This is a genomic window from Azospirillum agricola (assembly GCF_017876095.1).
Lineage (GTDB): Bacteria > Pseudomonadota > Alphaproteobacteria > Azospirillales > Azospirillaceae > Azospirillum > Azospirillum agricola.
Genome location: NZ_JAGINM010000011.1, coordinates 124178 through 142152 on the forward strand (window position 1 = coordinate 124178; position 17975 = coordinate 142152).

The 17975-nt window shown below is 71.5% G+C and carries 14 protein-coding genes; 10 read left to right on the top strand and 4 right to left on the bottom strand.

Translation table 11 applies throughout. The features are described from left to right. Positions 1–2: 2 nt before the first annotated feature. Positions 3–1322, bottom strand: coding sequence for an ActS/PrrB/RegB family redox-sensitive histidine kinase (locus J2847_RS17760; RefSeq protein WP_325169437.1), 1320 nt, complete (start codon positions 1320–1322; stop codon positions 3–5). A 114-nt stretch (positions 1323–1436) separates the two neighbouring features. Between J2847_RS17760 and J2847_RS17765 the strand changes: the two genes are divergently transcribed. The 10 genes from J2847_RS17765 to J2847_RS17810 all read left to right on the top strand — a co-directional run bounded on the left by J2847_RS17765 (position 1437) and on the right by J2847_RS17810 (position 14549). Next, positions 1437–2273, top strand: a complete 837-nt coding sequence (locus J2847_RS17765; RefSeq protein WP_233474601.1) for an ABC transporter ATP-binding protein — start codon at positions 1437–1439, stop codon at positions 2271–2273. Then, positions 2260–3114, top strand: coding sequence for an ABC transporter permease (locus J2847_RS17770; protein WP_209780227.1), 855 nt, complete (start codon positions 2260–2262; stop codon positions 3112–3114). Before J2847_RS17765 ends, J2847_RS17770 begins: the two co-directional genes overlap by 14 nt. An 89-nt stretch (positions 3115–3203) precedes the next feature. Beyond that, on the top strand, positions 3204–4325 hold the full coding sequence (gene lpxD / locus J2847_RS17775; protein WP_209780228.1) for a UDP-3-O-(3-hydroxymyristoyl)glucosamine N-acyltransferase: 1122 nt from the start codon (positions 3204–3206) through the stop codon (positions 4323–4325). A gap of 79 nt (positions 4326–4404) precedes the next feature. Further along, complete coding sequence (locus tag J2847_RS17780) at positions 4405–5175, top strand: RNA methyltransferase (protein ID WP_209780229.1); 771 nt, start codon at positions 4405–4407, stop codon at positions 5173–5175. Positions 5176–5224: 49 nt separating this feature from the next. Continuing rightward, on the top strand, positions 5225–5908 hold the full coding sequence (locus J2847_RS17785) for a LytTR family DNA-binding domain-containing protein (protein ID WP_233474609.1): 684 nt from the start codon (positions 5225–5227) through the stop codon (positions 5906–5908). A gap of 155 nt (positions 5909–6063) precedes the next feature. Beyond that, positions 6064–6360, top strand: a complete 297-nt coding sequence (gene cowN / locus J2847_RS17790) for a N(2)-fixation sustaining protein CowN (protein ID WP_209780231.1) — start codon at positions 6064–6066, stop codon at positions 6358–6360. A 192-nt stretch (positions 6361–6552) separates the two neighbouring features. Continuing rightward, positions 6553–10350 carry a response regulator gene (locus J2847_RS17795; protein WP_209780232.1) on the top strand — a complete coding sequence of 1266 codons (3798 nt, stop codon included), beginning with the start codon at positions 6553–6555 and terminating at the stop codon, positions 10348–10350. 7 nt (positions 10351–10357) lie between these two features. Then, positions 10358–11275, top strand: a complete 918-nt coding sequence (locus J2847_RS17800) for a diguanylate cyclase domain-containing protein (protein WP_085554959.1) — start codon at positions 10358–10360, stop codon at positions 11273–11275. Between the two features lie 176 nt (positions 11276–11451). Beyond that, positions 11452–12561 carry a molybdopterin-binding protein gene (locus J2847_RS17805; RefSeq protein WP_211114776.1) on the top strand — a complete coding sequence of 370 codons (1110 nt, stop codon included), beginning with the start codon at positions 11452–11454 and terminating at the stop codon, positions 12559–12561. A gap of 17 nt (positions 12562–12578) precedes the next feature. Beyond that, positions 12579–14549 carry a molybdopterin biosynthesis protein gene (locus J2847_RS17810; RefSeq protein ID WP_209780234.1) on the top strand — a complete coding sequence of 657 codons (1971 nt, stop codon included), beginning with the start codon at positions 12579–12581 and terminating at the stop codon, positions 14547–14549. Positions 14550–14564: 15 nt separating this feature from the next. On the opposite strand, the gene J2847_RS17815 is transcribed toward J2847_RS17810, so the two are convergent. From J2847_RS17815 to J2847_RS17825, 3 genes are all read right to left on the bottom strand, one after another. Continuing rightward, complete coding sequence (locus J2847_RS17815) at positions 14565–14834, bottom strand: hypothetical protein (RefSeq protein WP_085554956.1); 270 nt, start codon at positions 14832–14834, stop codon at positions 14565–14567. A gap of 64 nt (positions 14835–14898) precedes the next feature. Then, complete coding sequence (gene trxB / locus J2847_RS17820; protein WP_209780235.1) at positions 14899–15903, bottom strand: thioredoxin-disulfide reductase; 1005 nt, start codon at positions 15901–15903, stop codon at positions 14899–14901. A gap of 40 nt (positions 15904–15943) precedes the next feature. Continuing rightward, on the bottom strand, positions 15944–17854 hold the full coding sequence (locus tag J2847_RS17825) for a hypothetical protein (RefSeq protein WP_209780236.1): 1911 nt from the start codon (positions 17852–17854) through the stop codon (positions 15944–15946). Positions 17855–17975 lie beyond the last annotated feature (121 nt).

The window sequence follows — 17975 nt, forward strand, 5'->3', positions numbered from 1 at the left end:
CGCTAGTCCTCTTTCCTGATGTTGATGCGTTTCCAGCGCACGGAGATCCGGGCGCCGCCGCCCTTGTTGTTTCCGTACATGACGGACGCCCCGGTCTTTTCCAGGAGCGTCTGCGCGATGAAGATTCCCAGCCCCATGTGGCTGCCCTGGCCGGACCGCTCGCCGCGGACCGACAGGTAGGGCTCGCCGATCCGCCCCAGCAGATGCGGCGGGAAGCCGGGCCCGTCGTCCATCACCGTGACGGTGACGGCCGTCTTGTCCCAGGAGGCCGCGACCGTCACGCGCCGGCGCGCGAACTGGTGGGCGTTCTGGATGAAGTTGCCCAGCCCGTGGATGATCTCCGGGCTGCGGCGCAGCACCGGCTCCTCGGTGTCCCCGGCCGGATGGGGTTCGACGGCGAGCGTGACGTGGCCCAGCCGGTGCGGGCCGGCCGCCGCCTCGATCAGGGCGGTCAGCGGCAGCCGCTCGAACGGATCGCCGCCGTCGGCCTCGGGCTTGCGCGCCAGATCGGCGAGGATCTCGCGGCAGCGCATGACCTGGCTTTGCAGCAGCTCGACGTCCTCGCCGTAGGGGCTGTCGGCCGGCAGGTCGCGCGCCAGCTCCTTCGCCACCACGGCGATGGTGCCGAGCGGCGAGCCCAGCTCGTGCGCGGCGGCGGCGGCGAGCGCGCCCAGCGACGACAGCCGCTGCTCGCGCGCCAGCGCCACCTGCGAGGCGGCGAGCGCGTCGGCGAAGCGCCGCGCCTCGGCGGCGACGCGGAAGACGTAGCCGGCGATGAACACCGCCGAGACCGACAGCGACAGCCACACCCCGAAGGCGTAGAGCGGCGCCATGTTGCGCACCGGCTCCTCCCACGGCAGCGGGAAGTGCCACAGGGCCAGCGCGGTCAGGCAGAGCAGGTTCAGCCCGGTCAGCAGCACCGTGCTGTAGCGCGACAGGATGGCGGCCCCCACCGTCATCGGCGCCAGCAGCAGGATGGCGAAGGGGTTGGTCAGCCCGCCGGTCAGGTAGAGCAGCAGGGTGAGCTGAAGCATGTCGTAGCTGAGGTACAGCGCCGCGTCGCGGTCGGCCAGCCGCAGCCGCCCGCCGCCCTGGGCCATGGCGATGACGTTCAGCACCGCCGAGGCGCTGACGGCGGCCAGCACCGGCCCCAGCGGCAGCGGGAAGCCCAGCACCAGATCGACGAAGGCGACCGTCGCCATCTGGCCCGCCACCGCAACCCAGCGGATCAGGATCAGCGTGCGCAGGGTGATCCGCCCGTCGGGCTGGGTCCCTTGCGGTGGCGGCGCCATGGCCGGCAGGCTGGAGGCGAAGGCGATCACGACGGCGTTCCCCCGGATAATCCCGATGTCGGCCGCGTGGTCCGCGGCTCTGGCGTTCTTGTGTCGCGGCTCCCGCCCTGGCGTTTCCACCGCGGGTGGCCATATTCTGTGCCCATGACCCAGCGCACCCCTTATCCCCGCGTCGCCGACACGCCCGACGCTCCGCCGGCCATCCCGGCCGCCATATCGGCCGCGGGGCTGACCAAGCGCTTCCCGACGCCGGGCGGCGGTTCGGTGACGGCGGTCGACGCGCTGTCCTTCACCGTGGCGCGCGGCGGCGTGACCGGCCTGCTCGGCGGCAACGGCGCGGGGAAGACGACGACCATCTCCATGCTGCTGGGGGTGCTGCTGCCGACGTCGGGCCGGGTGGAGATTCTCGGCGTCGACATGGCGCGCCACCGGCATGCCGTGCTTCCGCGCATGAACTTCTCCTCTCCCTACGTCGAACTGCCCCATCGGTTGACGGTGCGGGAGAACCTTACCGTCTATGGGCACCTCTACGGTTTGACCTGCGTCAAAAAGCGCGTCCAAGAGCTGGCCGAGCAGCTTGACCTGACCCGGTTTCTCAACCGTCCGTCCGGCGGACTGTCGGCCGGCCAGAAAACGAGGGTTGCGCTGGCCAAGGCCCTGCTCAACGATCCCGAGCTTTTGCTGCTCGACGAGCCGACCGCCTCGCTCGATCCCGACACGGCGGACTGGATCCGCACCTATCTGGAGCGCTACCGCGCCCGCACCGGCGCGACGATCCTGCTGGCCTCCCACAACATGCTGGAGGTGGAGCGGCTGTGCGACGACGTGCTGATGATGCGCCAGGGCCGCATCGTCGACCGGGGGGCGCCTCCGGCGCTGCTGGCGCGCTACGGCCGGAGCTCGCTGGAGGAGGTCTTTCTCGACATCGCCCGTGCGCGCGGCAACGCGGGCGCGGCGGAGGCGGCCGATGCGGCGGAGTGAGCGGTTGACCCATCCCACCCTCCATCCCGCCGCCGATTTCTCCCTGCGCCGGGTCGGGGCGATGGTGCTGCGCTACTGGTATCTGCTGCGCGGGTCCTGGCCGCGCATCCTGGAACTGGCCTACTGGCCGACGATGCAGATGATCCTGTGGGGCTACATCAACCAGTTCATGGCATCGGGCAGCGGCGGGGGCAGCGGCTGGGTGGCGCAGGGGGCCGGCGTGCTGGTCAGCGCCGTGCTGCTGTGGGACGTGCTGTTTCGGGGGCAACTCGGCGTGTCGGTCTCCTTCCTGGAGGAGATGTGGTCGCGCAACCTCGGCCACCTGTTCGTCAGCCCGCTGCGGCCGACCGAATGGGTGGTGTCGCTGATGGTGATGAGCCTGCTGCGCACGCTGATCGGCGTGCTGCCGGCCGCGCTGCTGGCGATCCCCTTCTTCGGCTATTCGGTGTTCGGGCTCGGCCTGCCGCTGGTGGCCTTCTTCATCAACCTGATCGTGCTGGGCTGGTCGCTGGGCCTGCTGATCGTCGCGCTGATCCTGCGCTACGGCATGGGGGCGGAGGGGCTGGCCTGGATCGTCGTCTTCATGCTGGCCCCGGTCAGCGCCGTCTACTACCCGATGAGCGTGCTGCCCGGCTGGCTCCAGGCGGTTTCCTGGGCGCTGCCGTCCTCCCATGTGTTCGAGGGGATGCGGGCGCTGCTCTACGAGGGCGCGATGCGCTGGGACCATCTGGCCTGGGCGACCGGTCTGAACGCGCTCTACATGGCGCTCAGCGTCGGCGTCTTTCTCTACGGCTTCCACCGGGCGCGGGTGCGCGGCGCCCTGCTGCAAACCGGGGAATAGGCTCCGAACACCCCACCGGTCATCCTCGCAGTCGCTGCCCGGCCGTGCTAGGGTCCCCGCCGTTTTTCGACCCAGACCCGGTGCCCGCCATGAAGCTGTCCGAGATCGCCGCCGCCCTGGATGCCCATGTCGAGGGCGACGCATCCCTCGTGATCCGGCGCGCCGTCCATCCGTCCGAGGCCGAGGGGCCGGAGGATCTGGCGCTCGCCATGGACAAGGAGCTGCTGGCGCTGCTGCCCGGCAGCAAGGCCGTCGCCGCCGTCGTGGCGGAAGGCGCGGAGGTGCCGGACGGCATCCAGGGCCGCATCGTGGTCAAGCGCCCGCGCTACGCCATGGCCGGGCTGCTCGACGTCTTCGAGCGCCCGGTCCACGCCGAGCCCGGAATCCACCCGCAGGCCTACGTCGCGCCCGACGCGGTGGTGGCGGACGGCGCGTCGATCGCGCCCTTCGCCTATGTCGGGCCGCGCGCCCGCATCGGCGCCGGGGCGATCGTGCTGCCGCACGTCACGGTCGGGGCCGACGCGGTGATCGGCGAGGGCAGCCTGCTGCACCCCGGCGCCCGCATCGGCGAGCGGGTGGTGCTGGGTGCCCGCTGCATCGTCCATCCCAATGCGGCGGTCGGCAACGACGGCTTCAGCTTCGTGACGCCGGAACCGGGCAGCGTCGAGTCGGCCAAGACGACCGGCCGCGTCGTCGGCACCAACGTGCTGATCCGCCGGGTCAATTCCATCGGCACCGTGGTGCTCGGCGACGACGTCGAGGTCGGCGCCGGGGCGACCATCGACCGCGGCACGGTGACGGCGACCCGTATCGGCAACGGCACCAAGATCGACAACCTCGTGCAGATCGGCCACAACGTGCAGGTCGGCACCAACTGCATGCTGTGCGGGCATGTCGGCATCGCCGGCAGCACGATCATCGGCGACCGGGTGGTGCTGGCCGGCAAGGTCGGGGTGGCCGACCATGTGAAGATCGGCAGCGACGCGGTGGTCGCCGCCAACTCCGGCGTCGGCACCGACATCCCGCCCAAGTCCGTCTACATGGGCTATCCCGCCGTCCCCCGCACCCGCGCCTTCGAGCAGTACAAGGGCCTCGCCCGGCTGAAGCGCCTGTTCGCCGACGTCGCCGACCTGAAGACCCGCCTGCGCGCCCTGGACGGGCAGGGCGGCGGGGCGGCGGTTCCGGCGGCGGCCGAGACCGAGCGGGACTGACGCCCCCGGCGCCTATGTCCCCACGTTCCTTCCCCCTCCTTGCAGCCCTCTCGAACATTCAACCCTCAGCACCGAACCCATGACCTCCGGCCAGAATCCCACCCTCCAGCCCGTCCTCGGCGGCCCCGCGATCATCCTGGTGCAGCCGCAGATGGGCGAGAACATCGGCGCCTGCGCGCGGGCCATGCTCAACTGCGGCCTGACCGATCTGCGGCTGGTCCGCCCGCGCGACGGCTGGCCGAACGAGAAGGCGACCGCCAACGCGTCGGGCGCCGACCTCGTGATCGACAACGCCCGCGTCTTCGAGACCACCGCCGAGGCGGTCGCTGACCTTGAGGCCGTCTTCGCCACCACGGCGCGCAGCCGCGACATGATCCAGCGCTTCGTCACCCCGCGCGTCGCGGCGGAGGAGATGCGCGACCGCCACAACGCCGGCCACCGCGTCGGGGTGATGTTCGGGCCGGAGCGCACCGGGCTGGTCAACGACGACCTGACCCTGGCCCAGACCCTGGTCACCGTGCCGCTGAACCCGGCCTTCGCCTCTCTCAACCTGGGGCAGGCGGTGCTGCTGATCGGCTACGAATGGTTCCAGACCGGGGACCTGCCGCCCGAGCGCTTCCTGCACACCGGCCAGACCCGCCCGGCGACCAAGGGCGAGCTGGTGAATTTCTTCGAGCATCTGGAAGGGGCGCTGGACCGCACCGGCTTCTTCACCAGCCCGGAGAAGCGCCCCTCGATGGTCCGCACCCTGCGCAACGCGCTGGAGCGCATGGACATGACCGAGCAGGAGGTCCGCACCTTCCACGGGGTCATCGCCGCGCTGACCGGCAAGCGGAAAGGCGCGCCCTGAGCCGCGCGTCCGGCTATACTCGCCGTCCATGGAATACGCGTTGCAGAACATGGACGTCGGGGTGGTGCTGCTGGATGCCGGGCGGCGGGTGACCGCGCTCAATCCGGCGGCGGTGCGCATGCTGGGCGACCGCGCCGCCGGGCTGGTCGGCGCCTTCCTGCACGACCTGCACCCGCCCTCGCACCGGGCCAAGGTCGAGTTGCTGCTCGCCGCCGCCACCGACCCGGCGGCCCCGGCCTCGGCCTGTTCGATGATGATCGCGCTGCCGGGCCGGGTGCTGGTGGTCAAGGCGTCGGCCCTGACGCTCGGCGACGGGCCGCCGATCACCGCCCTGATGCTGATGGAGGCGGCAAAGCCCGCCGCCGCCGCCGCTGCCGCCCCGTCCCCCGCCCCGGCCGAGCCGCTGGTGAAGCTGCCGGTCGAGAAGGGGCAGGGGCTGGTTCTGCTCGATCCGGCCGACGCGGTCTATCTCCAGGCCGACGGCCACTACACGACGGTCCACACCGCCGAAGGCGCCTTCTTCTGCGGTCTGCCTCTGTCGGAGCTGGAAACCCGTCTCGACCCGCGCAGCTTCGTGCGGACCCACCGCGGCTACATCGTCAACCTGCGCCACGCCCAGGCGGTGGAGCGGCGCGACGGCCGTGCCGCCTTCGTCATGGCCGCCCCCGGCGCCCCCCGTGTGCCGGTCAGCCGCGCCCGCGGCGAGGCGCTGAAGAAGCGGCTGGCGTTGTAGCCTCTCCTTTCCCATAAAAATTTTCCGGTCATTCACGCGGCTGCGGCGCCGTTCACGCGGGCGTGGGGCGGTTGGTGCACACACCATTGAAGGGGACCAGCTCGACCCGGCAGGTTGCGGTGCAACATCCCCGCTTCGCCCAGGAGGCCGCTTCCATGGACAGTGTCGACGCTCCCGACCGCTATGTTTCCTTCAAGGGAATCGACTGCGACGGCAATTCCCGCCAGATCATCGCCCGGCTGCGTTCGCACATCGACGACCCGGCCAAGACCAACGCCTTCTGGGAGCGCTTCAAGGAGAAGCTGGCGGTCGCCGACGACGTGCTGAAGCGGCAGGCCGACGGGCTGTGCCTGCTCTGCTCCAACGTCTATTACATCGCCGACCTGTTCGAGGAGTATGACGACGAGGAAGGGCTGGCGATGCTGCGCCAGCTGGAGGACGAGTGCTGTTGAGCGCACCCGCCTGACGGGGCGGGGCGTCCTCGTCCCGCCCCGCGACCGTCTTCCCCGGCTCGCCGATTCACGGTCCGGGCACTGGCCCTCAGCGCGCCGGCTCTGCCCCGATCAAGTCACTTGCGGGCGCCGAGGGCCGAAGCCCATACTTCGGCCAAAAGGTCTGGCGAGAAGGTCTGGCGGGCAGCGGCGATGATGGATGCGACTCCGACCATGGCGGAGCCGGCGGCGCTTTCGCCGTCCCGGCTGCGGCCCCTTCTGCTCGCCACCTTCGGGCTGATCGTGCTGTTCGCCGTCGGTTTCTGGGGTTTCGTCGCCTGGAGCGACCGCAATGAGACTCTTCACCACGCGCGCGAGCAGGCCCAGGGTACGGCCCGCCTGTTGCAGGAGCATGTGCGCCGTTCGGTCAACACCGGCGATCTGGCGCTGGCCCGCGTGCTGGACCAGATCCGCACGCACGGCATCGAGGGCCTCGCGACCAACCGCGCCGTGTGGGAAACCACCCACGAGATGGTGGAGAATCTTCCGGAGATCGCGGCGGTCTGGGTCCATGGCGCCGACGGCGGCAGCCTGCTGACCAGCCGGCAGTACCCGACGCCTTCGGTCAACGTCTCAGACCGCGCCTATTTCCAGGCCCATGCGGCGGGAGCGGATTTCCATGTCGGGGAGCGCATCGTCGGCCGCCACAGCGGCCAGCTCTCCTTCACCGTCAGCCGCCGGATCATGATGGACGGGCGGTTCCGGGGCGTCATCCACGCCAACGTCGAGATCGACTATTACCGCCAGCTTTTCGAAAGCCTCGATCTCGGCGCCGGCGCCAGCATCGCGCTGTTCCGTTCCGACGGCACGCCGGTGCTGCGCCTCCCGGCCGGCGAGCCGCTGGAGGGCGAGGATGGGCGCGAGGCGTTGCGCCGCGCCACCCAGGCCGCGACCGAGACGTTCGAGGTCGCCGCCCCGGTGGCGGGCGGCCTGCGCGTCGTCTCCTACCAGCGCGTCCCGTCCCTGCCGCTGGTCGCGGTGGTCGGGTTGTCGAAGGACACCGAACTGGCGGCGTGGCATGAACGGACGATCCGCAGCGGCGTCCTCGTGGCGCTGGCGGTGCTGGCCTGCGCCGGGCTGGCCTACGCCGCCGCCCGCAGCCTGGGGCGCGAGAGCGTCGGGCTGCGCCGTCTGGCCGAGGCCAACGCCGACCTCGACGCCACCGCCCGCCGCCTGGAGGAGGCCAACCGTGCCTTCGCCACCGCCAACCGGCGGATGAACCTGATCCTGCAATCGGCCTCCGACAGCATCTGCGGAGTCGACCGCGCCGGCCAGATCACCTTCGCCAACCCGGCGGCCTGCGCGCTGACCGGCTACGGCAAGGACGAGATGCTGGGCCGCAGCCTGCACGCGCTGATCCATCATTCGCGGGCCGACGGCAGCCCCTACCCGGTGGCCGAAAGCCCGGTGACCGAGGTGCTGCACAGCGGCGAGACCCGGCGCGGGCTGGAGGACACCTACTGGACGAGGTCGGGCCAGCCGGTGACGGTGGAGTTCACCGCCTCGCCGATGCTGGAGGACGGCCGGGTCGAGGGCGCCGTCGTCGTCTTCCACGAAATCGCCGAGCGCAAGAAGGCGGAGGAGGCGATGCAGAGCGCGCGCCTTGCCGCCGAGCTGGCCAGCCGCTCGAAGAGCGAGTTCCTGGCCAACATGAGCCACGAGATCCGCACCCCGATGAACGCGATCCTCGGGCTGATCCACCTGCTGCGGCAGACCGAGCTGTCGGCGCGGCAGGCCGATTACGTGCAGAAGGTGCGGGTGTCGGCGCAGTCGCTGCTCGGCATCCTCAACGACATCCTCGACTTCTCGAAGGTCGAGGCCGGGAAGATGGAACTGGAGCGCGTCGATTTCCGGCTCGACGAGCTGTTGCAGAATCTGGCCGTCATCATCGGCTCCGCCGCCCAGGAAAAGGACATCGAGGTGCTGTTCGCGGTGGCGCCCGACGTGCCGCTCGACCTGGTCGGCGACCCGCTGCGTCTCCAGCAGGTGCTGATCAACCTGGCCGGCAACGCCATCAAGTTCACCGACGCCGGCGAGGTGGTGGTCTCGGTGCGGCCGAAGCTGGTGGCCGCCGACCACGCGGTCCTCACCTTCTCGGTGCGCGACACCGGCATCGGCATCGCTCCGGAACAGCGCGAGCGGCTGTTCCAGGCCTTCAGCCAGGGCGACAGCTCCACCACCCGGCGCTTCGGCGGGACCGGGCTGGGGCTGGCGATCTGCACGCGGCTGGTCGGGCTGATGGGCGGTTCGATGGACGTGGACAGCGCGCCGGGGCAGGGCAGCGATTTCCATTTCGACGCGCGGTTCGACCGCCGCCCGTACGCCGCCGTCCGTACGCCGGCGATGCGCCCGCTGCCGCGTGACCTGTCGGTGCTGGTGGTGGACGACAACGCGACCGCGCGCGCGGTGCTGGCCGAGATCGCCCAAACCTTCGGCTGGTCGGTCACCGCCTGCCGCGACGCTCCGGCCGCGCTCGAGGAGTTGGAGCGGGCGGCGGCCGGCGGCGCGCCTTACGACGTCGTGCTGATGGACTGGAAGATGCCGGGGATGGACGGGATGGAGGCGGCGCGCCGCATCCGCGCCGATTCCAGCGTCGGCGCACCGATGATCATCGTCATCAGCGGCTATGGGCGCGAGCGGGTCGGGGCGCGGTTCGAGGAGATCGGCATCGCCGGCTTCCTGGTCAAGCCGGTCACCCCCTCCACCTTGCTGGACGCCGTGACGGTCGCCTACGCCGAGCCCGCCGGGAAGGCCGGGCCGGAGCCCTCGGCCCTGGCGGCGCCGGCCGCCGGCTCGGGCCCGGCCCTGTCGGGACCGGGCTGGGACGCCAGCCGCGTGCTGCGCGGCCGCCGGCTGCTGCTGGTCGAGGACAACGTCATCAGCCAGGAAGTCGCGCGCGAAATCCTGGAGCGGGCCGGCGCGCGCGTCACCACGGCCGGCACCGGGCGGCAGGCGCTCGACCGCGTCCGCCAGGCGGGGCATGGCTTCGACGCCGTGCTGATGGATGTGCAGATGCCGGACATGGACGGGTTCGAGGCGACGGCGGCGATCCGCGCCCTGCCCGGTGGGAGCGGTCTGCCGATCATCGCCATGACCGCCAGCGCCCTGCCGGTCGACCGGCAGCGCTGCCTCGACCATGGCATGAACGACCATGTCCCCAAGCCCTTCGATCTCCAGCAGCTTTTCGATGTGCTCGCCCGCTGGGTCGGTCCGCCGCTGCTGACGGCGGCGCCAGCCGGCGCGTCCCTCGGCGGACCGCCGCCATCCGGATCGCCACTATCCGGACCGCCGCCGGCGGAGGCCGCCGCCCTTCGCCCCGACGGGCTGCCGGACCGCCTGCCCGGCATCGACCTGACCGACGCGCTGAACCGCCTGGACGGCGACGCCGACCTGCTGCGCCGCTTCGTCGCGGAGTTCGCGCGCAGCTATGGCGGGGTGGCCGACGCCATCGCCACGGCGCTGGACGGTGGCGACCTGTCCCGCGCCAAGGCCATCAGCCATGAGTTGAAGAGCGTGGCCGGCAACGTCGGCGCCCGCCGCCTGTCCGCCGCCGCCGACACCATGCAGGTGGCCGCGTTCCAGGGCGATGCGGCGGGGGTGGCCGGACAGCTTCCCGTGCTGCGCGCCGAGCTGTCGGCCGTCCTCGAATCGGCGCGGCTGCTCGACGCCACGCCGTCGGCCGCAACCCCAGAGGGAACTGACGCGGTGAATTCGTCCCTCGACCGGGTTGCCCTGGAAGCCGCCTTGCCGCAATTTGCGACTTTGCTGCAAGACAGCAACTTCGCAGCGGCGGAGGAATTCGCTATCCTGTCGCCTCTTCTGGCGGATTGGGTCGATCCTTCCACCATGAAGGGTCTGTCGTCCGCCATCGACAGTCTGGATTTCACCAAGGCACTCGGCATCGTGCAGCGGATCGCACGGGAGTTGGGCCTTTCGACACAGACGGTTTGAACCGCCCATGGCCGATGTGCGCCCCAAGATCCTGGTCGTGGACGACATCCCTTCCAACATCCACGTCCTCAGCCGGATCCTGAAGGAGGATTACGACATCTATTTCGCCACCGACGGCGAACGTGCCCTGGATCTGGTGCAGACGCGGCTTCCCGACCTCGTTCTGCTCGACATCATGATGCCGGGCATGGACGGCTACGAGGTCTGCACCCGCATCAAGTCCGACCCGGCGACCCACGACATCCCGGTCATCTTCATCTCCGCCAAGAGCGAGGTCGAGGACGAGACCAGGGGGCTGGAGGTCGGGGCGATCGACTTCATCACCAAGCCGATCAGCCCGCCCATCGTGAAGGCGCGGGTGCGCAACCATCTGTTGCTGAAGCGGCAGGCCGACCTGCTGCGCAGCCTGTCCTTCCTCGACGGGCTGACCGGCATCGCCAACCGCCGCCGCTTCGACGAGGCGATGGCGCGGGAGTGGCGGCGCTGCGGGCGGGCGCAGCAGCCGATGTCGCTGATCCTGCTCGATGTCGATCATTTCAAGGCCTACAATGACCATTACGGCCATCAGGCCGGCGACGAATGCCTGCGTGCGGTCGCCGAACTGCTGGCCGAGCGGGTGCAGCGCCCCTGCGACCTCGTCGCCCGCTACGGCGGCGAGGAGTTCGTCTGCCTGCTTCCCGAGACGTCGAGCGCGGGGGCCGGGCAGGTCGCCGAGCGGCTGCGCGCCGCCGTCGCCGATTGCGGCATCCCGCATGCCCAGTCGCCGGTGGCGCCGCACATCACCATCAGCCTGGGCGTCGCCACCATGACCCCGGAGGTCGGCAGCGTGCCCGACCGGCTGGCGCAGACCGCCGACCAGATGCTGTACCAGGCCAAGCGGGCCGGACGGAACCGGGTGCAGGGTGTCAGCGTTCCAGCTTTGTGACCTTCGCAAACGAGCCGACGCCATCCCCCCCGTCCCAACCTTCCTCCCTCCGGCGGGGAAGGGAGCGGTCGCCGTGCGCCCCTCGCGCCGCCCCCTGCACCGTCGCCCCCTGCACCGTCGCCAGGACCGTCCCCTTTCATGACGTCCGGGAACGCGGTTTTCCCTCCCGCGCGCCGCTGGCGGCGGCGCAGGGCTGGATCGACCGCCACTGCCTCCCCTCCACGCCGCGTCGGGTGACGTTGGCCGACGCCGCCGGCCTCGCGCTGGCCGCGCCGATCCTCTCCCCCTGCGATCTTCCCGACCGTGACCGCGCCCTGCGGGACGGCTACGCCGTGGCCTCCGTGGACACGCTGGGGGCCGGCTCCTACAACCCGGTCCCGCTCCCGTCCGTTCGTCCGGTCTCCGCCGGAGAGGCGCTGCCGCCGGGCGCCGACGCCGTACTGCCCTTCGAGTTCGTGCAGGCCCTGGGCGTTCTGGTGGAGGCGCTCGACGCCGTTGCCCCCGGCGCCGGGGTGGAGCGGCGCGGCGCGGCGCTGAAGGCCGGCACGCCGGTGCTGGAGACCGGGCGCCGGCTGCGCCCGTCCGATCTCGGCCTGCTCGCCGCGCTGGGGTTGGCCGGAATCGCCGTCACGCCACGCCCGCGCGTCCGCATCCTGCTGGCCGGCGGCCCACGCGCCGGAGCCGAGGGGCTGGGCGCCCTGCTGACCGCGCTGGTCCGCCGCGACGGCGGCGTTCCCGAACTGGTCGGCCCGCTGCCCGCCGACCGGGACGCCCTGTGCGGCGCTCTGCTGCGGCCGGGGGCCGATCTGGTCCTGGGCGCCGGGCGCACCGGGCTGGGGCATGACGACCTCATGCCGCCGGCTCTGGCCCGCGCCGGCGAGCTGTCGATCCATGGCATCGCCGTGCGTCCCGGCGACAGCGCCGGGCTGGGCCTCGCGGGCGGGATCCCGGTGGTTCTGCTGCCCGGCGAGCCGATGGCCTGCCTTGCCGCCTACGAGCTGCTCGGCGGGCGGGCGGTGCGGCGGATGACCGGGTGCCCGGCGGCGCTGCCCCTGCGGGCGCTGCCCGCCGTGACCAGCCGCAAGCTGGTGTCCGAGATCGGCTGCGTCGACCTGCACCGGGTGCGGCTGATGGCCGATGGCCGTGTCGAGCCGGTGGCCTCGCCCTCGCTGCCGGGGCTGGCGGCGGCGGCTCGTGCCGACGGCTTCGTCCTGATCCCGGCCGAAAGTGAGGGTGTGCCCGAAGGGGCGCCCGTCACCATCTACCTCTTCGATCCGCCGGCCTGACGAAGAGGGAATTCCGCGTGGCCACCGAGGATGTCCGCCGTTTCGTCGCCCAGGCCGCGCGCCAGGAGCAGTTTCTCGACGTCGTCAGCGGCGAGGAGGCGCGCGCCCGCTTCCACCGCCACCTCGATCTCACGCCGCGCGGGGAGGAGAGCGTGACCCTCGCCGCGGCGCTCGGTCGGGTGCTGGCGACCGACGTGGTCGCCGGGGTGGACGTGCCGGGCTTCGACCGCTCGGTGGTGGACGGTTTCGCCCTGCGCGCCGCCGACAGCCTCGGTGCGGCCGAGGACAACCCGATCCGCCTGCGCCTCAACGACGAGGTGCTGGCCGCCGGCCGTGCCCCGGCCCTGACGGTGGAGCCGGGCACCGCCACGGTGATCGCCACCGGCGGCATGCTGCCGCGCGGGGCCGACGCGGTGGCGATGGTCGAACACACCGAGCCGGTCGAGACGCCGGGCGAGAGCGGCGGCCTTTTCATCGCCCTGTCGAGACCGTCGACCCCCGGCGCCTTCGTCGCCGCCGCCGGGTCCGACATCGGGCGCGGCGAGGTGGTGCTGCGGCGCGGGCAGGTGCTGACCTCGCGGGAGATCGGCGTGCTCGCCGCCATCGGGCAGGCCGAGGTCGCGGTGGTCCGCCGGCCGCGCGTCGCCATCCTGTCCACCGGCGACGAGATCGTCGCCCCCGGCCAGCCGATGCGGACCGGCGCCGTCTATGACAGCAACGCCGCGATCCTCGCCGCCGCCGTCGCCGAGTCGGGCGGCGAGCCGGTGCCGCTGGGCATCGCCGCCGACGACGACGCCCAGCTGGAGGCGCTGGTTGCCCGGGGGCTGGAATGCGACGCGCTGCTGCTGTCGGGCGGCACGTCGAAGGGGGCGGGGGACCGCTCCCACCGCGTCGTTGCGCGACTGACCGATCCCGGCATCGTCGCCCATGGCGTGGCGTTGAAGCCGGGCAAGCCGCTCTGTCTGGCGGTGACGCGCGGCAAGCCGGTGGTGATCCTGCCGGGCTTCCCGACCTCGGCGATGTTCACCTTCCACAGCTTCGTGGCGCCGGTGATCCGCGCGCTCGCCGGTCTGCCGCCGGCGGCGGTGGAGACGGTGCCGGCGACCCTGCCGGTCCGGCTGGGTTCGGAGCGCGGGCGCACCGAATATGTGATGGTCTCGCTGGTGCAGGGGGCGGAGGAGGGCGTGCTCGCCGCCTATCCGCTCTCCAAGGGCTCGGGGGCGGTGACCGCCTTCAGCCACGCCGACGGCTTTCTTGCCATCGACGCCCAGGCGGAAATGGTGGAAGCCGGCACGCCGGTGTCGGTGCAACGGCTCGGCCGTTCGCTGGCGCCGGCCGACCTGATCGTGGTCGGCAGCCAGTGCCTCGGCCTGAACGCCGTGCTTGGCGGGCTGATCGCCGGGGGGATGACGGTGAAGGCGCTCAACGTCGGCTCGATGGGCGGTCTGGCGGCGGCGCGGCGCGGCGAGTGCGACGTGGCGCCCATCCATCTGATGGATCCGGAGACGGAGGTCTACAACACGCCCTTCCTGGCGCCGGGCCTGGAGCTGGTCGCCGGCTACCGCCGCATGCAGGGCATCGTCTTCCGGCGCGGCGATCCGCGCTTCGAAGGCAGGGCGGCGGCGGAGGCCGCGCGGGCGGCGGCGGAGCGGCCGGACTGCATCCTGATCAACCGCAACGCCGGCAGCGGCACGCGCATCCTGGCCGACCGCCTGCTGGGGGCGGCGCGCCCGACCGGCTACTGGACCCAGGCGAAATCGCACAACGCGGTGGCGGTCGCGGTGGCGCAGGGCCGCGCCGACTGGGGACTGGCGATCGAGACCGCCGCGTCGCTCTACGGGCTGGGTTTCCTGCCCCTGCGCGAGGAGCGTTACGACTTCGTGATTCCCGCCGCCCGCCGGGACCGCCCGGCGGTCCGCCGGTTCGTCGAGGCGCTCGAATCGGTCGAGGTGGCGGATTCTCTGAGGGGAATGGGTTTCGCGCGCTGAGCCCGCGCCATCGCCTCAGTGGGTCGTGGCGCTGGTTCCGCAGGAGCCGCCGCCGCAACCGCAGCCGCCTTCCGGCGCCACCACCCGGATGGCGCCGCCGGCCGTCGCCAGCACGGCGGCCAGCGGCAGGCCGGTCGCCTCGGCGACGGCGCCCAGGCTGGCCTCGCCCGGCAGGCCGGCCTCGGGACCGAAGGCCGGGTGCAGCATCGCCAGCCGCCGCCGCGCCACCGGGTCGTGCGCGTCGAGGGCGGCGAGGCTGGTGTCGGCGGTGACGTCGAGGCTCATGGGAGCACATCCTTGAAAGCGGTGCGATGTCCCTCTCCCACAAGGGGAGAGGGGCTTTGGGAGGTTACCACGTCCCGGCCGGGCTCGGGTCGCCGTGGGCGCCGGCCGCCGGCTCGTGGTGGGCGAGCCAGCGCTCGGCCTCCAGCGCGGCCATGCAGCCCATGCCGGCCGCCGTCACCGCCTGCCGGTAGACCTTGTCCTTCACGTCGCCGGCCGCGAAGACGCCGGCCACGTCGGTCGCCGTCGAATCGGGGGCGGTGACGATGTAGCCGGCCTCGTCCATCGCGACCTTGCCCTTGAACACGGCGGTCGCCGGCTCGTGGCCGATGGCGACGAAGACGCCGGCCGCCGGGATGGTCCGGGTCTCGCCGGTCTTCACGTTCTTCACGCGCACGCCGGTGACGGCGCGCGGGTTGCCCAGGCTGCCGTCGCCCTCGCCGACGATCTCCTCGACCGCGCTGTCCCACACCACCTCGATCTTCGGGTGGCGGAACAGCCGGTCCTGCATGATGCGCTCGGCGCGGAAGCTGTCGCGGCGGTGGATGACCGTCACCTTGGTGGCGTGGTTGGTCAGGTAGAGCGCCTCCTCGACCGCCGAGTTGCCGCCGCCGATCACCGCGACCTCCTTGCCGCGGAAGAAGAAGCCGTCGCAGGTGGCGCAGGCCGACACGCCGGCGCCGCGGTAGATCTCCTCGCTGGAGATCCCCAGCCAGCGGGCCTGGGCGCCGGTCGCGATGATGACGCTGTCGGCGGTGTAGGTGTCGCCGCTGTCGCCCTTGCAGACGAAGGGCCGCACGGTGAAGTCGACCTCGGTGATGAGGTCGAACACCATCTTCGTGCCGACATGCTCGGCCTGCTTCTGCATCTGCTCCATCAGCCACGGACCCTGGATGGGGTCGGCGAAGCCGGGGAAATTCTCCACGTCGGTGGTGATCATCAGCTGGCCGCCCGGCTGCATGCCCTGGACCATGAGCGGCTCCAGATTGGCGCGGGCGGCGTAGATCGCCGCCGTGTAGCCGGCCGGACCGGCGCCGATGATGAGGACCTTGCTGTGATGGGTGCTGGGCATGGGGTCGTCCCGAACGAAAGGGGGCTCCAAAGAGGGAGCGTCAGAATCCGAACATATGGTCGAGGCTGAAGGCGCTGTCACCGTGCAGGCAGCCGTGGTAGCCGAACAGCCGGCAGGTCGTGTCGCGGATCAGCGCATAGCCGTGCTCGCCCGCCGCGGTCCGTTCCGCTTCCGTGAACATCTCGGAGGACCGCCAATAGAGCGAGCCGCCGCAGGGGATGGCGACCTTCCGCCGGGCGATTTCGACGCCGTCGCGCCGGGTCAGGACCAGGCTGGTGTCGGAGGTGGCATGCCAGGGTGTCGAGGCAGGGTAGACGAGATGGCAGAGCGTGTCCCACGGCGCCGCGCCCAGCCGCAGGAACAGCCGCGTCGACAATCCGGGCGGCCGCCCATGGTAGCTCTGCGGCTCGTCGCGGTAGACCATCGCCGTGTTGAAGATGTGGCTGCCGAAGCTGGTTTCCGCCACATGGCCGGTGTTCACGTCCTCGTAACGGACCAGCGCGTGCAGCCAGCCGTCGGCGACCGTTCCGGCTTCGAAATCATAGACCAGCTCGACATGGCCCCAACCGTCCGGAACGGCGGCGCCGGCGACCAGCCCGGTGACGTCGAGCGCCACGCTGTCGGAGCGCTTCAGGTTGCCGAAGCGGTGCTCGGCCAGCGCCGCGCCGTTGCGGTCGTAGACCACCGCCTTGACCGGCAACTCGGTCTGCGCCGTGCTCATCGGCGTCGGCAGCAGAATGGTGCGCCAGCGTTCCATCGGCAGCAGCGGAGCCGGCAGGATGTGGCCCTTGCCGATGGGGCCGCCGGTCAGCCTGGGCAGCCTGGGGTCGGGCTTGAGGTCGGTGCGCTCGACGTTGGCGTGGGCGACGCGGCGGCGGCCGTTTTCAGCGACGACTTCGTAACGCGGCCGGACGAAATGCTTGCCGGCCTGGATCTCGAACTGGAGGGGCCAGCGCGCGTCGGGGAACAGCTCGCGGGTGTCGAGCGCCAGGGTGGCGAAGGGGGCGATCTCGCGGTCGAGCGCGCGGATGTCATCGGAGCCCATCAGGTTGAGGCCGACGGCGCCCGCCGGGATCGGCGTCGGGTGGCTGTTCTGGATCCACAACGACACCCGTTCGTCCTCGCGTGGGGCGGGCAGGCCGGCGTAGCGCTCGGCCGGCCAGGCGTTGGCGTCGTGGGTGCAGGACAGCACGGTGTCGTCGTCGCCGTAGGTGTCGAGCGCGTATTTCACCACGTCGTGCCCGGCGGCGCCGATGACGTGCAGGAACAGCGTGCCGCAGAAGTCGTCCAGCCCAAGCCGCTCGCGCACCTGCCGGCTGTCGATCACCACCGTGCCGTCGCTGGGCGGCATCGCCTCGGTCCATTCGGCGATCGGGCGGCCGTTGCCGTCGAACAGGCAGGCCCACAGCCGGGTGCCCTTGGCGCCGTAGCGCGGCCAGTAGTTGGCCGAGACGATGCGGGTGTGCTGCCCGGCCTCGTCGCGGAACCAGGCGAAATTGGTCGCCCAGTTGAACTTGGACAGGTAATGGGCGGGATCGTTCAGCATGTCCTCGGGAACGCGCATGGCGTCCAGCGAAACGACGCCGGCGTCCTTCGGGATCAGGTGGGCGATGTGCCCTTCGCAGCGCTGGGAATCGAAGGCGACGACGAAGACGGTGCGGGCGCCGCTGTCCGGCAGCTCCGTCACCGCGCGGGCGGCGTGGCCGAAGATCTCGGTGCCGACCAGCTCGACGTTCTGCACATAGACCCCGGCCACCGGGATGGCCGACAGGTCGTAGAACTCGGCCAGACCCGACAGCAGCCCCAGCGGATCGTAGATGGCGACCGGACCGTAGGACGCCAGACGCGCCATCAGGATGGCCGCCTTGGGCGCCGCCAGCGGGTGGCCCACCGCCTTGAAGAAGCTGGAGCCGCCGGTGACGTTGGAGAAGGTCTCGATCCGAAGAGGCATAAGGACACACGCGAAAGAGCAGCCGAAGGCGTCGGTTATAGCCCGTCGGTTGGGGGCGCGACAGCCCTTTGTCCGGATGCCGGTGGATGTCCCCTCCCGGTGCTCCCCCTTCCCGCGGATC